The organism is Streptomyces sp. SID5464, from assembly GCF_009862985.1.
In the GTDB taxonomy this organism is placed as follows: Bacteria; Actinomycetota; Actinomycetes; order Streptomycetales; family Streptomycetaceae; genus Streptomyces; species Streptomyces chartreusis_D.
In genome coordinates this window covers 266992-282621 of sequence record NZ_WWIQ01000059.1, presented here as the reverse complement: position 1 = coordinate 282621, position 15630 = coordinate 266992, and the positions used below count along the sequence as shown (strand labels likewise).

16 protein-coding genes are annotated in these 15630 nt (G+C 72.1%); 11 read left to right on the top strand and 5 right to left on the bottom strand.

Annotation, left to right across the window (positions count from 1 at the left end):
- Positions 1–96: 96 nt before the first annotated feature.
- A complete protein-coding gene (locus GTY47_RS29805; protein WP_078602914.1) occupies positions 97–1158 on the top strand; it encodes a fibronectin type III domain-containing protein in 1062 nt (353 codons plus the stop codon).
- 190 nt (positions 1159–1348) lie between these two features.
- The gene (locus GTY47_RS29800; protein WP_010044057.1) at positions 1349–1888 is read left to right on the top strand and encodes a hypothetical protein; all 540 of its coding nucleotides are present in this window, start codon (positions 1349–1351) and stop codon (positions 1886–1888) included.
- Positions 1889–1954: 66 nt separating this feature from the next.
- On the opposite strand, the gene GTY47_RS29795 is transcribed toward GTY47_RS29800, so the two are convergent.
- Positions 1955–2515 (bottom strand): PadR family transcriptional regulator, encoded by a 561-nt coding sequence (locus tag GTY47_RS29795; RefSeq protein ID WP_010044054.1) that lies wholly within the window; start codon positions 2513–2515, stop codon positions 1955–1957.
- A 28-nt stretch (positions 2516–2543) separates the two neighbouring features.
- Positions 2544–4559 (bottom strand): NADPH-dependent 2,4-dienoyl-CoA reductase, encoded by a 2016-nt coding sequence (locus GTY47_RS29790; protein ID WP_010044053.1) that lies wholly within the window; start codon positions 4557–4559, stop codon positions 2544–2546.
- A 97-nt stretch (positions 4560–4656) separates the two neighbouring features.
- Here GTY47_RS29790 and GTY47_RS41945 point away from each other — a divergent pair, with 97 nt between their 5' ends.
- Positions 4657–4998 (top strand): hypothetical protein, encoded by a 342-nt coding sequence (locus tag GTY47_RS41945; protein ID WP_010044051.1) that lies wholly within the window; start codon positions 4657–4659, stop codon positions 4996–4998.
- 7 nt (positions 4999–5005) lie between these two features.
- Here the strand turns inward: GTY47_RS41945 and GTY47_RS29780 are convergent, their stop codons facing one another.
- Positions 5006–5374, bottom strand: a complete 369-nt coding sequence (locus tag GTY47_RS29780) for a hypothetical protein (RefSeq protein ID WP_010044049.1) — start codon at positions 5372–5374, stop codon at positions 5006–5008.
- Between the two features lie 234 nt (positions 5375–5608).
- Between GTY47_RS29780 and GTY47_RS29775 the strand changes: the two genes are divergently transcribed.
- Both GTY47_RS29775 and GTY47_RS29770 read left to right on the top strand, forming a co-directional pair.
- Positions 5609–7687, top strand: coding sequence for a SpoIIE family protein phosphatase (locus GTY47_RS29775; RefSeq protein ID WP_029181462.1), 2079 nt, complete (start codon positions 5609–5611; stop codon positions 7685–7687).
- A 346-nt stretch (positions 7688–8033) separates the two neighbouring features.
- A complete protein-coding gene (locus GTY47_RS29770) occupies positions 8034–8507 on the top strand; it encodes a GNAT family N-acetyltransferase (protein ID WP_010044045.1) in 474 nt (157 codons plus the stop codon).
- Between the two features lie 143 nt (positions 8508–8650).
- Here the strand turns inward: GTY47_RS29770 and GTY47_RS29765 are convergent, their stop codons facing one another.
- On the bottom strand, positions 8651–9193 hold the full coding sequence (locus tag GTY47_RS29765) for a GNAT family N-acetyltransferase (protein WP_029181461.1): 543 nt from the start codon (positions 9191–9193) through the stop codon (positions 8651–8653).
- Between the two features lie 102 nt (positions 9194–9295).
- The gene (locus GTY47_RS29760; protein WP_010044041.1) at positions 9296–10090 is read right to left on the bottom strand and encodes a putative protein N(5)-glutamine methyltransferase; all 795 of its coding nucleotides are present in this window, start codon (positions 10088–10090) and stop codon (positions 9296–9298) included.
- 285 nt (positions 10091–10375) lie between these two features.
- On the opposite strand from GTY47_RS29760, the gene GTY47_RS29755 reads away from it, so the two are divergent.
- From GTY47_RS29755 to GTY47_RS29730, 6 genes are all read left to right on the top strand, one after another.
- A complete protein-coding gene (locus tag GTY47_RS29755; protein WP_010044039.1) occupies positions 10376–10867 on the top strand; it encodes a MarR family transcriptional regulator in 492 nt (163 codons plus the stop codon).
- Positions 10868–10952: 85 nt separating this feature from the next.
- A complete protein-coding gene (locus GTY47_RS29750) occupies positions 10953–11558 on the top strand; it encodes a sulfite oxidase-like oxidoreductase (RefSeq protein ID WP_010044038.1) in 606 nt (201 codons plus the stop codon).
- The gene (locus GTY47_RS29745; RefSeq protein WP_010044036.1) at positions 11551–12306 is read left to right on the top strand and encodes a ferredoxin reductase; all 756 of its coding nucleotides are present in this window, start codon (positions 11551–11553) and stop codon (positions 12304–12306) included. The genes GTY47_RS29750 and GTY47_RS29745 overlap by 8 nt, the downstream gene beginning before the upstream one ends.
- Before the next feature lie 338 nt (positions 12307–12644).
- The gene (locus tag GTY47_RS29740) at positions 12645–13229 is read left to right on the top strand and encodes a hypothetical protein (RefSeq protein ID WP_010044035.1); all 585 of its coding nucleotides are present in this window, start codon (positions 12645–12647) and stop codon (positions 13227–13229) included.
- A 121-nt stretch (positions 13230–13350) separates the two neighbouring features.
- Positions 13351–14319: an acetylxylan esterase gene (locus GTY47_RS29735; protein ID WP_010044033.1), complete on the top strand. Its 969-nt coding sequence runs from the start codon at positions 13351–13353 to the stop codon at positions 14317–14319.
- A gap of 132 nt (positions 14320–14451) precedes the next feature.
- A complete protein-coding gene (locus tag GTY47_RS29730; RefSeq protein ID WP_010044032.1) occupies positions 14452–15618 on the top strand; it encodes an EstA family serine hydrolase in 1167 nt (388 codons plus the stop codon).
- Positions 15619–15630 lie beyond the last annotated feature (12 nt).

Genomic DNA, 15630 nt, shown 5'->3' with positions numbered 1-15630 from the left:
GAGGACCTTCAGCATACGTAACTCTCCCGGGTGGTCACGAACGGCGGGGGGGTGACGCGGGCCCTCGCCGCGACCGGCGACACCACCGCCCTCTTGATGTCGTCGCGTCAGCCACGCCATATTGGTCCGGACCATTCCCGAGTTTCGGCCCCGGGAGGCAGTGCCGTGCGAGGCGTTTCCGTTTCCGTCCCGGCTCGTCCGCTCCGCCGCCTCGCGCTCTGCGGGGCCCTCGCGCTGGTCGCCTCCTGTGGTGCGGCCGGATCGGGCGAAGGGGACGCCGGCGGTCCGCCGGGAGCACCGACGGGTGTCACCGCTGCGGCGGGCAGCGCGACGAGCGTGCATGTCATGTGGAGCGCGACCGCACGGGCCGAGACCTACGAGGTGTATCGCGGCCCCCGTAAGGTCAAAGAAGTGCTGGGTTCGGAGCACATGGTGGATGTCACCAGGCTCCGGCCCGCCACGGTGTATGTCTTCACCGTGCGGGCCCGGGGCGCCGACGGGCGGCTCGGGCCGCCCAGCCGTGGGGTCCGGGCGAGGACACCGGCGGCCGCCGCGGACGACCACCGGGCACCGACCCGCCCGGCGGCGGCCCGCGGCCGCGCGGCCGGAAGCCGGGCGGCCCAGCTGTCCTGGTCCGCCTCGACGGACGACCGGTACGTGGTGTCGTACGACGTCCACCAGGGCGGCACGAAGATCCACAGCGTGGGCGGGGGCCGGACGGCGGCCGTGGTCACCGGGCTGCGGCCCGGCACGTCCTACTCGTTCACCGTCCGGGCCAGGGACGCGGCCGGCAACGTCTCCCCCGCCAGTCCCGCCGTCCGCCTCACCACGCCGGGCACGGACGACGGCCGCGCCATGGCCCCGACCTCCTTGCGGGCGACCGGCCACCGGGAGGACGGGGCCTACTACGTCGACCTGAGCTGGGTGCCGCCCCGCGTGGACGGCGAGGTCACCGAGTACGAGATCCATCTCGACGGCCGTCGGGCCACGTCCCTCGTGTTCGGCGGGAGCGCGCCGCGCGACCGGGCGACGTACAGCTTCTACGTGGGGCGGGCCGCCGGTGTCACCCATCGGGTCCGTGTCCGGGCGATGCTGCCGGACGGCACGTGGGGAGGCTTCTCGGCGGAGCGGACGGTGACGACGGGCGCGGGGAAGTGACGTCGTTCGTACGGATCCCGCGTGCGGTCCCCCGTCGGCCGCCCGAAGGAACCAGTCACCTGCACGGGGGCACCCGGCGTGCGGCCGGGCCCGGGGGCGCCTTGGCTGACCCTGAGGCAGCACGGGCGTTCCCCGATCCTCGGCGGCGCAAGGGATGTACCGCCAACCGTGCCGCCGGAGGGCAGTCCACATGCGCAACTCATCGCCAGTTCTCCGCTCCGGCCTGACCGTGGCCGCCGCCGCGCTGCCCCTCGCCCTGGCGGCGGTTCCCGCTGCCGCGGGTCCGGGCATCTCCGTGAGCACGACCGGGTCCACGGTGTCGGTCACGACCAGCGCGTGCACGCAGATCAACGGCAGCTGGGGCACCGCCTCGCTCCTCACCAGCAGTCAGGGCAGCTTCGCCCAGGGACGTCAGGTGACCCTGTCGGGAACGTCGACCAGTCAGTCCGCCGCCTGGTCGAACGTCTCGCCGGGGACGTTCACCGTCATCGTCATCTGCTCGGACGGCACCACCGCGGGCACGCAGTCGGTCGTCGTCTCCCCCGCTCCCTCCCCCACGAGGTCGCCGTCTCCCTCGGCCTCGCCGTCCCGCGGTGTCATGGGCGGGGTCGGCGGGAGCGCCACCGACTACGGCACCGTCGCGCTCGTGGCAGGCGGCGCGCTGGTCGGGACCGGCCTCCTCGCGACGGTCTGGTACCTGCGCCGGCGCAACAGGCCGTACCGGCTCTGATCCGGTACGAAGGGCGGCCCGCCCTCCCGAAGCGCTCCGGTCGGGCGGGCCGCCGTGACACCCCGGTCAGGCCGGGCGGGTCGGCTCGCCGTCCGGGAGTTCGGCGAGGTCCGCCAGGGCGCGCCTGAGCCACTGGGTCCAGAACGTCTCCAGGTCGATTCCGGCCTGGAGCACCAGATGCCGCAGCCGGTCCTCGGTGCCGTCCCGGCCGGGCGGGAAGTCACGCTTCTCGATCTCCTGGTACTCCGCCAGCTGCCGCTCGTGCAGCTCCAGGTGGCGTCGCAGATCGGCCTCCAGGCCCGCGGTGCCGACCACGGCCGCAGCCCTCAGCCGCAGCAGCAGCACGTCGCGGTGCGGCTTGGGGTCCTGGGAGGCGGCAGTCCAGCGGGCCAGTTCGGCGCGGCCCGCCGGCAGGACCTCGTAGCTCTTCTTCTGGCCGCGCGTCGGCTGCTCGGCGGGCAGGGCCCGGATCAGGCCGTCGGTCTCCAGCTTTCCCAGCTCGCGATAGATCTGCTGGTGCGTCGCGGACCAGAAGTACCCGATCGACCGGTCGAAGCGCCGGGTCAGCTCCAGCCCCGACGACGGCTTCTCGAGCAGGGCGGTGAGGATCGCGTGCGGGAGTGACATGGCCTCATCCTAGGGACGGGTTTCCGCACTACAGGGCGGCCGCAAGCTCGGTGCCCTGCTTGATGGCGCGCTTGGCGTCCAGTTCCGCGGCCACGTCGGCACCGCCGATGAGATGGGCGCTGCGTCCGGCTGCGACCAGTTCCTCGTACAGGCCGCGGCGCGGCTCCTGGCCGGTGCACAGCACGATGGTGTCGACCTCCAGCACGGTGCTCTCACCGTCGATCGTGAGGTGCAGTCCGGCGTCGTCGATCCGGTCGTAGCGGGCGCCCGGGACCATGGTGACGCCGCGGTGCTTGAGCTCGGTGCGGTGGATCCAGCCGGTGGTCTTGCCGAGGCCGGCGCCGACCTTGGAGGTCTTGCGCTGGAGCAGGTGGACGGTGCGCGGCGGGGCGGGCCGCTCGGGCGCGGCGAGGCCGCCGGGGGCGCGGTAGTCCAGGTCGACGCCCCACTGGCGGAAGTACGTCGGCGGGTCCTCGTGCGCCTTGTCGCCGCCGTCCGTGAGGTACTCGGCGACGTCGAAGCCGATGCCGCCCGCGCCGAGGATCGCGACCCGGTCGCCGACTGGTGCGCCGTCGCGCAGGACGTCGAGGTAGCCGAGGACGCTCGGGTGGTCGACGCCGGGGATGTCGGGGGTGCGCGGGGTGACGCCGGTGGCGACGACGACCTCGTCGAAGTCGTCGACGTCGCCTGCCGTGACGGGTGTGTTCAGCCGTACGTCGACACCGTGCCAGTCGAGCTGGGTGCGGAAGTAGCGGAGCGTCTCGTCGAACTCCTGCTTGCCGGGCACCCTGCGGGCGACGTTGAGCTGGCCGCCGATCTCGCTCGCCGCGTCGAACAGCGTCACCTCGTGCCCGCGTTCGGCGGCGGAGACGGCGCACGCCAGTCCCGCCGGCCCGGCGCCGACGACGGCGACGCGCTTGCGCAGCCGGGTCGGGGAGAGCACCAGCTCGGTCTCGTGGCAGGCGCGCGGGTTGACCAGGCAGGAGGTGATGAGACCGCTGAAGGTGTGGTCGAGGCACGCCTGGTTGCAGCCGATGCAGGTGTTGATCGCCTCGGGCCGGCCGGCGGCGGCCTTGACGACGAAGTCCGGGTCGGCGAGCATCGGGCGGGCCATCGACACCATGTCGGCCGCGCCGTCGGCGAGCAACTCCTCGGCGAGCTCGGGGGTGTTGATGCGGTTGGTGGTGACGAGCGGCACGGACACCTCGCCCATCAGCCGCTTGGTGACCCAGGTGTAGGCGCCGCGCGGCACGGAGGTCGCGATGGTGGGGATGCGGGCCTCGTGCCAGCCGATGCCCGTGTTGATGATGGTGGCGCCGGCGGCCTCGACGGCCTTGGCGAGGGTGATCACCTCGTCGAGCGTGGAGCCGCCCGGGACGAGGTCGAGCATGGACAGCCGGTAGACGACGATGAAGTCCTCGCCGACCGCCTCGCGCACCCGCCGCACGATCTCCAGCGGGAAGCGCATGCGGTTCTCGTACGAGCCGCCCCAGCGGTCGGTGCGCTGGTTGGTCTGCCGGGCGATGAACTCGTTGATGAGGTAGCCCTCGGAGCCCATGATCTCGACGCCGTCGTAGCCCGCGTGCCGAGCCAGGCGGGCGGCGCGGGCGTAATCGTCGATGGTCCGCTCGATGTCGGCGTCGGTGAGCTCGCGGGGCGGGTAGGGGCTGATCGGCGCATGGAGCGGGCTGGGCGCGACCAGGTCCTGGTGGTAGGCGTACCGGCCGAAGTGCAGGATCTGCATCGCGATCCGCCCGCCCTCGCCGTGCACCGCGTCGGTGATGACCCGGTGCTGCTCGGCCTCCGCCTCGGTGGTGAGCTTCGCGCCGCCCTCGTAGGGGCGTCCCTCGTCGTTGGGCGCGATGCCGCCGGTGACGATCAGACCCACTCCGCCGCGGGCTCGGGCCGCGTAGAAGGCGGCCATGCGGGCGAAACCGCCCTCGGCCTCCTCCAGACCGACGTGCATGGAGCCCATGAGGACCCGGTTGGGCAGGGTCGTGAAGCCCAGGTCGAGGGGGGTCAGCAGGTGCGGGTAACGGCTCATCGGGCCCTCCGTGCGCGGTGTCGTGTCTGTAGTTGTAGAGGACCCCCGACCGTTTATGCAACTAGTTGCACAAGGTGATGGAGGGCACAGTAGGTCCATGACCGGGGATCTCGGCCTCTCCTGCGTGGTGGAGCTCGCCGACACCGCTCGTCCGCAGTCTGACCGCCGTACCGGCCGGCCGGCTGAGTGCGGGCAGCCCGCCGCCGTGCTCTTGGGCACCTCAGCGGGTGGGGGGCCGCGGGCGCGGCTGCGGGTGCGGGCGAAGACGTCGAGCCCGTCGACCATCGGCGTGCCGACGGCCGAGGGCATTCCCGCCACAGCCGGCTTCGGTCTGCCGTACGAGGGCCTCCACGGCGTGGCCGAACGCGCCCACCTCGCGGACCCGCCCGTGGCGCACGCCGTCTACCGGCGGCCCGTCCTCGGCCTGCTGGACGCGTGAGGGGCGGTCACCGGCTTTCGAGGCGCACGTGCAGTTCCGTCTCCTGGTCGCCGGAGACAGTGCTGAGGTCCCGCACCTCGAACAGCGAGTCCAGCCTCATGCGGAACTGCTCGATCGCCCAGTAACCGCCGTGCAGGTCGGCGTCGACGGAGGACGACAGCCGGGCCGGTCGCGCCCCCTCGTGCCTGTCGGCGACGTCGAACGTGCCGAGCCACACCGTCGGGCGCGTCTCGTGCAGATCCTCGGGCACGTCGTCGGCGCACCGGTCGGACTCGAAGCAGGCGCACAGCGTGTCGAACACGATCCGGGCGTCCTGCTTGCTGCACCCGCTGATCTCCACCGAGACGGAGTGGGGATGCGGTCGCTCACGGTCCATGGTGATCGCTCCTCTCGTGGCGTATCCGCCCCTACCCCAGCAAAGCACCACCTTCTGCCAAGCACTACCGGCGGTGCCCCTGCCGTGATGACGGGTTTACGGAGCGGGCGGCTCCGTGTTGGGCGATGGTGGAAGGTGACGGAAGGGGCCTCGGATCGACGGCTCCGCGCGGTAGAACATGGGGTGTCGGCACCGTGACGGCGTGCCGCGAGAACGGCGAAGGCGGGGCATGGGATGAGTGCAGCCGGGTCTCCCATGGCCGAGGGCGACGAGCCGGCGCGCGCGCCGGTGCGGCCGAGCGGGCTGCTCGACGTCCTGCGCGTGGCCTCGGTGGTCCTGGACACCGAGGGCCGCATCGTGCTGTGGAGCCCCCAGGCCGAGGAGCTGTTCGGGTACGAGGCGCGGGAGGCGCTGGGGCAGTACGCCGCCCGGATCATGGTGCACGAGCAGCACCTCGATCTCGTGGTCAAACTGTTCGCGGACGTCATGGGCACCGGGCAGAGCTGGGCCGGGGCCTTCCCCGTCCGCCGCAAGGACGGCACCACGCGGCTCGTGGAGTTCCGCAACATGCGGCTGCTCGACGACCAGGGCGACGTCTACGCGCTCGGTCTGTGCGCCGACCAGTCGACCGTGCACCGGCTGGAGCGCGAGGTGGCGCTGTCGACGCGGATGATCGCCCAGTCCCCGATCGGTCTGGCCGTGCTGGACACCGACCTGCGGTACGTCTCGGTCAACCCGGCGCTGGAGGAGCTCAACGGCGTGCCGGCCGAGGAGCACCTCGGCCGCACGGTCCGTGACGTGGTGCCGCGGATGGACGTCGACGCCCTGGAGGCCGCGGCGCGCCGGGTGCTGGACACCGGGGAGCCGGTCGTCGACCAGTCCACGATCGGCCGCACCCCGGCCGACCCGGACCAGGACCACGCCTGGTCGATCTCGCTGTACCGGCTGGAGAACGCCTTCGGGACCGTGCTGGGCGTGGCCGTCTCGATCGTCGACGTCACCGAGCAGTACCGGGCGGGCATCGAGGCCGAGGCCGCGCGGCGCCGCCTGGCCATGATCGCCGACGCCTCCGGCCGCATCGGGACCACGCTGGACCTGGACCGCACGGCCCGTGAGCTCGCCGACGTGGCCGTGCCGGAACTCGCCGACATCGCGGCCGTGGACCTGCTGGACGCGGTGGTGCAGGGCCGGCGTACCAGCCTCGACCCGGCCGAGGCGGCGGTGATCCGCGCGCTGGCGGTCCAGGGCTACGACTCCGCCGAGGCGCTGGAGGCGGCCGACCCGCCCGGGCAGGTGGCCCGGTACGCGCCCGACCGGCTCGTCACCCAGTGCGTGCGCACGGCCAGTCCCGTGCTGCTGCCGCACGTCGAGGACGAGGACCTGGCCCGCATCGCCCGGTCCCCGGAGGCGGCCGGGCTGCTGGGCCGGGCCGGCGTGCACTCGTATCTGGCGGTGCCGCTGATCGCGCGCGGCGAGGTGCTGGGCGCCCTGGACCTCAAGCGCACCCGCAACCCGCTGCCCTTCACCGAGGACGATCTGCTGCTGGCCCGCGAGCTGGCCGCGCGGGCCGCCGTGCAGATCGACAACGCCCGCTGGTACCAGAGCGCCCGCGAAACCGCGCTCACTCTCCAGCGCAGCCTGCTGCCGAGCCATCCGCCCGTGACGGGCGGGCTGGAGGTCGCCTCCCGCTACCAGCCGGCCGGGGCCACGAGCGAGGTGGGTGGCGACTGGTTCGACGTGATCGGCCTGGAGGGCGGCAAGACCGCGCTCGTCGTGGGTGATGTGATGGGCAGCGGCATCCCCGCGGCGGCGGCCATGGGGCGGCTGCGCACGGCGACCAACACGCTGGCCTCCCTCGACCTCGATCCCGCCCTGCTGCTAGAGCACCTCGACAGGATCACCGCAGGGCTGGAACAGGCCATCGCCACCTGCGTCTACGCCATCCACGACCCGCATCTGCGGCAGTGCCGGATCGCCAACGCGGGTCATCTGCCGCCGGTGCGCGTCCGGGCCGGGCGTCCTCCCGAACTGCTCGACCTGCCGACCGGGGTGCCGCTCGGCGTGGGCGGTGTCGCCTTCTCCACGACGACCGTCGACCTGGAGCCGGGCGACCGGCTGGTGTTGTACACCGACGGCCTCGTCGAGACCAGGCGCGACCCGCTCGACGAACGGCTCGACACGCTGCTGTCCCTGCTCGAAGGGCCCGACCGCCCGCTGGAGGAGGTCTGCGACCTGCTGCTGCGCACCCTGCACGAGCCGGACAACTTCGACGACGTGGCCCTGCTCATCGCCCGGGCGACAACACCGGACTAGGGCACTCGAGCTCATATCGGCTGGTGGCTCGGCGCGGTGTCGCCCGCAGCTTCAAGCAGGTACGGCCACCAGTGACGCGTACTACGATGTGGGGGACTGGGGGACGGCGTCGCCGCAGGGGCCCCTACGGAAGAGCAAGGCACCGAACTCATTGAAACGGCGCACAATCTAGCGCTGCAAATCCGCGACCTGGGCCACTTGAGGGCGAGTTCTTCGAGCACCTCGTCGAAAGGTGCGCGGGAGCCCCGGACAGGGGAGGGTGGGAACAGGCCGCACGGGCCCAGGCTTGCGTCACAACTTGCCCAACCCGTGCGGACCTTCGCCTGTAACGGTCAGGGCGCCTGCCATGATCGTCACCATGGGGATACGCATCGCACCGGCCGCGGTGGCCGACTTCCATCAGGTCCTGGCTGATCACTCCCGTTACTGGGGCGAACGCGACCTTCGGTCGCTGCACCTTCTGGCACTGGTGCAGGAGTTCGGTTCCACATGCTTGGTTGCCCGGGCCGAGGACGGAATCCGCGGGTACATTTTCGGGTTCGTCACCCCGGAGGGCACCGGGTACGTGCATCTGATCGCCACGCGGGATGATGTCCGTGGCACCGGTCTCGGGCGTCGTCTGTACGCGGCGTTCGCTGAAGCAGCGGAATGTCACGGTGCACGGAAGTTGAAGGCGATCACGTCAGTCGAGAACGCCGGCTCGATCGCCTTCCATCGCAGCCTCGGCTTCGACACGAAGATCGTCGACGACTACAACGGCCCCGGCCGGGCTATGGCCGTCTTCCACCGAGATCTGCCGCTCAACGTCCCGCGGCCCTGACCCACCAACCGTCACCGGTAATCGCTCCCCAGGCCATTGGTCGCGTGATGATCTCGGTTCGTGGCACGTGGAGACCTGACGGACGAGCAAGGGGCGGTGCTGCCTCGCGGTCTGCTACGAGGCTGCCGTCCTCGTTGCCGCCATCAACGAGTGGTTGTGACGTACTGGTCCGACGACAACTCGAACACCCGCACTCGCCGACCGCCGGCGGGATTGACGGTCTCACGGAACAGATGCATCCCCAGTTTGGTCATGATCCGTTCGGAGGCGTCGTTGCCCACCTGAGTGATGCTGACGATCCGCTCCAGCCCTCGCTCTTCGAACCCGAACCGTACAGCGGCCGCAGCGGCCTCGGTGGCCAAGCCCTGCCCCCAGTGGGAACGTCCCAGCCGCCAGCCCACCTCAACCGCCGGCAGTACCTCCGGCAAGTAGTTGGGCACCGAAAGGCCCGTGAACCCTGCCAGCTCGCCAGTGGACCGGATCTCCACGGCGAACAGACCGAAGCCCTGCGACTCCCACTCGCTCTCCCACGCTCGGACCCGGCCGCGAGTCTGCTGTTCGTCAAAGACGCTGCCGTCACGGATCCACCGCATGACCTCGGGGTCGGAATTGACGGCGGCCATGGGCGCAACTTCTTCCTCGCGCCAGCGACGCAGGATCAAACGGGGAGTCTCAAGCGTGACCATCCAACCATTCTGGATCACAAATGGGCTCTCACTCACCTCACCAGGCACTTTCGATACACGCCCTGAGGGCCGCCGCCGGCGTTGGGCTGCGCGCTCCGACCGTTACGGTGCGACGCCGATCACGACATGGGCGTACAGCTCATCGGAGACGGCCAGGTGTGCCGTCAGGCCGTTGCGTTCGAAGGCCTCGAGGGCGGTCGGTGTCTGTTGGCGGCTCGTCTCCACGAGGACGCAGCCGCCGGACGCGAGCCAGCGGGGCGCCTCGGCCGCGACCCGGCGCAGGACGTCGAGGCCGTCCACGCCGCCGTCGAGGGCGACCAGCGGCTCGTGGGTGCGGGCCTCAGGGGGCAGCAGGCCGATCTCGTCGCTCGGTACGTACGGCACGTTGGCCGCGAGGATGCCGACGCGGCCCCGCAGGTCGACGGGCAGCGCCTCGAACAGGTCACCCTGGTGGACGTGACCGCCGGCGGCGGCGATATTGCCACGGGCGCAGCGCACCGCGACGGGGTCGATGTCGGCGGCGTGCAGTTCCACGCTGCCGAGTCCGGCGGCCAGCGCCGCCCCGACGGCGCCCGAACCGCAGCACAGGTCCACGACGACGCCGGCGCCGGGCGCCCGGGCCAGGGCCTGCTCGACCAGGAACTCGGTGCGGCGGCGCGGCACGAAGACGCCCGGGTCGACGGTGATGCGCAGGCCCCGGAACTCGGCCCAGCCGACGACGACTTCGAGGGGCAGGCCCGCGGCACGGCGTTCGACCATGGCGGCGGCTTCGGCCGGGGTGCGAGCGGTGGCGAGGATCAACTCGGCCTCGTCCTCGGCGAAGACGCAGCCGGCGGTGCGCAGCGCGGCGACGACGGAGCCGCGGGAGGACGGTGGAACGGGAGACACGGAGGGCATGGAAGCCAGGAGCCTTTCGAGATTCGAAGGGCGCTCCGGCGGTCGCCTACGGCCGGCGATCCGCGCGACATCGAGGAGAGAGCACCCGGGCTGACACAGCGGTAATGGGTCTCACCTCCTCGGTTTTCGACGGCCGGGTCCGTCCACAGCCGGACGGCAACACTACCCGACGGCCCGGCCGACCGGTACGGCACCGGGTCCATCGCCCCGTCGGCAGGCCATGGGACAGGTGGTTGGGTCATGCAACCATGGAGGACGGGAAGCCGACGTGGTGAGGGAGGTCCGATGAAGTCCGCCGACGCCGTGGAGACCATCCAGCGGGAGATGACGGTCTTCGCCCGCCGCGCCCGTGCCGCGGCGGGGCGGATGCACCCGGAGCTGTCTCTGGTGTCGTACACACTGCTCGGGCACCTGGAGGAGAGCGGCGGATGCCGAGCCACGGACCTGGCCGTCCACTACGCCCTGGACAAGTCCACCGTCAGCCGTCAGGTGGCCGCCCTGGAACGCGCCGGTCTGATCGAACGCCGCCCCGACGCGGAGGACCAGCGCGTCCTGGTCCTGCATCTGACGGAGGCCGGCCGGCGCATCCTGGCCCAGGTCACCGAGAGCCGCCGCGCGGCCTTCCGGGAGCGGCTGGCGGACTGGCCGGCCGAGGACCTGGCGCGATTCGCCGACTACCTCGTGCGCTACAACGCGGGCCCGGCTCCCGGCCGGCACGACCAGGGTCGCACCGCACCTACGGACGACCAGGCGCGCACCACACCTGCGCACGACTAGGTGCGCGCCGCACGTACGGTTGAATACGCAATCACTGAGACGCCGGCCGGCGGGGCACCGCCGGCCCGGCCCGGAGGCACACCGCATGCACATCACCCGAGGCTTCACCGGGCGCCCACGCGGGGACGACCCCGGTCTGCCGCCCGGCCAGTACGACGCGGGCGACGACTGGCCCGTGCTGTCCGCCGAGGTCACGCCGGACCTCGCGCCGGCCGACTGGACGTTCCGTATCGACGGTCTGGTGGACGAGCCGCGCACCTGGGACTGGGAGGAGGCGCACCGGCTGCCGCCGTCGGCCTACGAGGGCGCCATCCACTGTGTGACGAGCTGGTCGAAGTTCGGGGTGCGGTTCGCAGGGGTGTCCCTGGACGCGTTCTGGGATGTGGTCCGGCCCCATGGGTCGGCCACCCATGCCGTCGCCTACTCGCACACCGGCTACACCACGAACCTCCCGCTCGCCGACCTGACCGGCGGGCGCGCCTGGATCGTGTGGGAGTACGACGGCGGGCCGCTCGCCCCGGAGCACGGCGGCCCGGCGCGGCTGCTGGTGCCGCACCTGTACTTCTGGAAGAGCGCCAAGTGGATAGCGGGCCTGCGGATCCTCGACCACGACGAGCCGGGTTTCTGGGAGCAGAACGGCTATCACGAACGGGGCAACCCCTGGCAGGAGCAGAGGTACTCCGGTGACTGAGACGTTCGCGCCCCCCACGCGGTTCGCCGTGCCCGGGCGCATCGCCGTGAGCGAGCAGGCCGCCTCCGCGTGGCGGACCGCCACGCTGACCGGGATGCGCCGCGAGACCGCGCGTGCCGCCACCTTCCGGTTCGCCGTGCCCGGCTGGCCGGGGCACCTGCCCGGTCAGCATCTGATGGTGCGGCTGACCGCCGAGGACGGCTATGCGGCCCAGCGTCACTACTCGATCGCGTCCGCGCCGGACGACTCCGGGCACGTCGAGCTGACCCTCGATCACGTCGAGGGCGGCGAGGTCTCGGGCTGGTTCCACACCGTCGCCCGGCCCGGTGACCAGGTCGAGGTGCGGGGCCCGGTGAGCGGCTTCTTCGCCTGGCCGGGCGACCGGCCCGCGCTGCTGATCGGCGCCGGCTCCGGCGTCGTGCCGCTGATGTCGATGGTCCGGCACCACCGGGCGCGGAACCTGGCGGTTCCGCTGCGGCTGCTGGTGTCCGCGCGCAGTCCCGAGGAGCTCATCTACGCCCGGGAGTTCGGACCCGAGACGACGCCCGTGTTCACGCGGAGCGCGCCGGAGGGTGTGGCGGTGGGACGTATGGCGGAAGCACATGTGGCGCCGCTCCTGGCCGAGCAGCCTCCCGGCGGCTGGGAGGCCTATGTGTGCGGCTCCAACTCCTTCGCCGAGCACGCCTCCCGGCTGCTCGTGACGGCGGGTCAGCCGGTGGACCGCATCCGGATCGAGCGTTTCGGCTGACCTCGACGGCGGCTCCTCCCCGGTGGTGACAGGCCTCCCCGGTGGTGACAGGCCCTTCCCGTTGGTGACAGGCTCCTCCCCCCCCGGTGACGGCACAGGGAGTGGCGTACGGCTCGCCACAGCGCGCCCCGGTGTTTCACCGCGGCGCGCCCGGGCACTCCGGCCGAAGAGCTCCGGCACGCGACGACCCGGGCCGTGCCGAGCGATCGATGTGTGTCGGAGGGGGTACCTGACCCGTGTGGGCACTCGCACGCGTGACGTGACGCGGACGGAGCGGCGGCGCCGCCACCGCACGACCGGTCCGGCCCTCCGGCCGCGGTGACGGCGAGGAGGTCGACATGGGAACCCGGGTGCGCGGCTGGCGTTGGCGGCACAGTCCGCTGCGGCGCCGGTCGGATGTCGTCGAGGCGTGGACGGTGCTGGTGGTCGCCGTCCTGATACTGGTGGGCGCGCCTCTGGCGGGCGCGGCCGCCGCCTGGTGGGCCCATGGCGAGGCGCGGTCGGTCTCCGCGGAGCAACAGGCCGAGCGCCACCGCGTCCGTGCCGAGGTCGTCGGCCGGAAGGGCGACACGCCGCCGTCGGTGCAGGCAGACGGGCGGCACACGTACCGAGCCACCGTGCGCTGGACCGAGCCGGGCGAGGGCGCGCGCACCACTACGGCGCGGGTCCCCGGGGGCACCCGGCCGGGTGAGGTCGTGGACGTGTGGTTCGACTCCGAGGGTCGTGTCGTGAGCCCGCCGGTGGACGGCACGGCGGTCTGGCAGCACACCCTCACCATGGGCACGTGCGCCGCGGGCGGTGTGGTGCTCGTGGTGCTCCTCGGCCACTCCGTCGTGCGCCGGGTCGCGCTGCGCCGCCGGCTGGCCGAGTGGGAGCGGGAGTGGGCCCGTACTGAGCCGGAGTGGACGCATCGCGACGCGTGACACGACCGACAAACGGCAGGTGAATGGCGGCGGCAAAAGGCCTGGCGGCCCCTCCGACCGCCCCCGTAGTGTGATCATCCGCACTGTCTCCGCAGCCGTTCCTCACCCAAGGCGGTCCTACATGGCCCTGTTCGACCTTCCTCTCGACGAACTCCGCGAGTACCGCAGCGCGTCCACCGAGCCCGAGGACTTCGACGCGTTCTGGTCCAAGACGCTCCAGGAGGCACGCGAGCACGACCTGGACGCCCGCTTCGAACCGGTCGACACGGGACTGTCCACGGTGCAGGTGTTCGACGTGACGTTCGCCGGGTTCGGCGGCCACCCCGTCAAGGGCTGGCTGATACTGCCGGCGGGGGCGGACGGCCCGCTGCCGCTGGTCGTGGAGTTCATCGGGTACGGCGGCGGACGCGGGCTGCCGCACGAGCATCTGCTGTGGGCGTCCACGGGCCGGGCGCACTTCGTGATGGACACCCGCGGGCAGGGCAGCGCCTGGGGAGCGGGCGGCGGCACGGCCGACCCGGTGGGCGGCGCCCCCGCATACCCCGGTTTCATGACGCGCGGTATCGACGCGCCGGAGAACTACTACTACCGCCGGGTGTTCACCGACGCCGTGCGTGCCGTGGAGGCGGCCCGCTCGCACCCTCTCACCGACCCGGCGCGCACGGTCGCTGTCGGTGGCAGCCAGGGCGGCGGCATCACGATCGCGGTCGGCGGCCTGATCCCGGACCTGGCGGGCATCGCGCCGGACGTGCCGTTCCTGTGCGACTACCCGCGCGCGGCGACGATCACGGACCGCCACCCGTACCGCGAGATCGGCCTGTACCTCAAGACGCACCGCGGCCGTACCGAGCAGGCCCTGCGCACGCTCTCCTACTTCGACGGCGTCCACTTCGCCACCCGCGGCGGGGCTCCCGCGCTCTTCTCGGCCGCCCTGGAGGACCAGACCTGCCCGCCCTCGACCGTCTTCGCGGCCTTCAACGCCTGGAACCACGAGGACAAGACGATCGAGGTGTACGACTTCAACGACCACGAGGGCGGGGGCCCCTTCCAGGAGGCGGCCAAGCTGCGCTGGATGCGTTCGTACATCTGATCCCGCCGCCGGCCGGCGACTGATCCGGCCGTTTCAGCGGCGGCAGGCTTCCACCAAGTCCGACCAGTCGGTACGTTCTTCGCGCCCGGGCCGCTCCTCTGCGGCCCGGCCCGGCGAAGTGGTGGAGGGGCCATGTCCGAGAACGAGGCACAGGTGCGCGGTCACTGCGACCCGCGTTTCACGGCGGTACGCAGCGCGTTCGAGGAGAACTTCCGGGACCGGGGCGAGCTGGGTGCCGCGGTGGCCGTCACCGTCGGCGGCGGGACGGTGGTGGACCTGTGGGGAGGCTGGGCCGACGCGGCACACACCCGGCCGTGGGAACAGGACACGCTGGTCAACGTGTGGTCCACGACCAAGGGGCCGGTGGCACTGTGCGCGCACATCCTCGCCGACCGGGGGCTGCTGGACCTCGACGCGCCGGTGGCCGTGTACTGGCCGGAGTTCGCCGCGGCGGGCAAGGAGAAGGTGCTCGTACGGCATCTGCTGTCCCACCGCGCCGGTCTGGCCGGGTTGCGTGAACCGCACTCGCTGGAGCAGCTCTGCGACTGGGAGTTGACCACACAGCGGCTCGCGGCGACGCAGCCCTGGTGGGAACCGGGAACCACGTCCGGCTATCACGCACTGACCTACGGCCATCTGGTGGGCGAAGTCGTGCGGCGGGTGTCGGGGCTGCTGCCGGGGGCCTTCCTGGAACGGGAGGTGACCGGGCCGCTCGGCATCGACTTCCGAATCGGCCTGCCGGAGAAGGACTACGGGCGGGCGGCCGAGCTGGACCAGCCGCCCGTCGCGACGAGCAGTGAACAGGCCGCCGTCTTCGCCCAGTTGGCACCCGCGGCGATCGCCGCGCTGACCAACCCCGCGGTGTCCGCCGCCGCGGCCGGCACGCCCGGGTGGCGGGCCGCCGAGATACCCGCGGCGAACGGGCACGGCACCGCGCGTGCGGTCGCCGAGCTCTACGGCGTCTTCGCGGGAGGCGGCTCGTACGGGGGCCACCGCGTCCTGTCCCCCGCAGCGGCGGAGCGGGTGCGCGAGGGACAGGGCAGATGCCGGGATCTGGTGCTCGGCGCCGGGTTCGAGGGCGAGACCGAGGCGGCGCTCGGGCTGTGGCTCAGCGGATCCAACGGCTCCTACGGACCCAATCCGCGCGCTTTCGGTCACGACGGCTTCGGCGGCTCCTGCGGGCTCGCGGACCCGGAGGCGGGGGTGTCGATGGGCTACGTGATGAACCGGATGGGGCCTCATATCGCGGACGACCCGCGGAAGATGGCGCTGATCGACGCTTTGTACAGCGCACTCTGACGGTCGGTGCGG

Bases quoted from the DNA above. Each gene is read 5' to 3' on its own strand.
- GTY47_RS41945 (WP_010044051.1), top strand. From the start codon at position 4,657: ATGACCGGGGATCTCGGCCTCTCCTGCGTGGTGGAGCTCGCCGACACC.
- GTY47_RS29760 (WP_010044041.1), bottom strand. From the start codon at position 10,090: ATGCCCTCCGTGTCTCCCGTTCCACCGTCCTCCCGCGGCTCCGTCGTC.
- GTY47_RS29730 (WP_010044032.1), top strand. From the start codon at position 14,452: ATGTCCGAGAACGAGGCACAGGTGCGCGGTCACTGCGACCCGCGTTTC.
- GTY47_RS29765 (WP_029181461.1), bottom strand. From the start codon at position 9,193: ATGGTCACGCTTGAGACTCCCCGTTTGATCCTGCGTCGCTGGCGCGAG.
- GTY47_RS29770 (WP_010044045.1), top strand. From the start codon at position 8,034: ATGATCGTCACCATGGGGATACGCATCGCACCGGCCGCGGTGGCCGAC.
- GTY47_RS29790 (WP_010044053.1), bottom strand. From the start codon at position 4,559: ATGAGCCGTTACCCGCACCTGCTGACCCCCCTCGACCTGGGCTTCACG.
- GTY47_RS29735 (WP_010044033.1), top strand. From the start codon at position 13,351: ATGGCCCTGTTCGACCTTCCTCTCGACGAACTCCGCGAGTACCGCAGC.
- GTY47_RS29795 (WP_010044054.1), bottom strand. From the start codon at position 2,515: ATGTCACTCCCGCACGCGATCCTCACCGCCCTGCTCGAGAAGCCGTCG.
- GTY47_RS29750 (WP_010044038.1), top strand. From the start codon at position 10,953: ATGCACATCACCCGAGGCTTCACCGGGCGCCCACGCGGGGACGACCCC.
- GTY47_RS29775 (WP_029181462.1), top strand. From the start codon at position 5,609: ATGAGTGCAGCCGGGTCTCCCATGGCCGAGGGCGACGAGCCGGCGCGC.
- GTY47_RS29805 (WP_078602914.1), top strand. From the start codon at position 97: ATGTCGTCGCGTCAGCCACGCCATATTGGTCCGGACCATTCCCGAGTT.
- GTY47_RS29780 (WP_010044049.1), bottom strand. From the start codon at position 5,374: ATGGACCGTGAGCGACCGCATCCCCACTCCGTCTCGGTGGAGATCAGC.
- GTY47_RS29755 (WP_010044039.1), top strand. From the start codon at position 10,376: ATGAAGTCCGCCGACGCCGTGGAGACCATCCAGCGGGAGATGACGGTC.
- GTY47_RS29740 (WP_010044035.1), top strand. From the start codon at position 12,645: ATGGGAACCCGGGTGCGCGGCTGGCGTTGGCGGCACAGTCCGCTGCGG.
- GTY47_RS29800 (WP_010044057.1), top strand. From the start codon at position 1,349: ATGCGCAACTCATCGCCAGTTCTCCGCTCCGGCCTGACCGTGGCCGCC.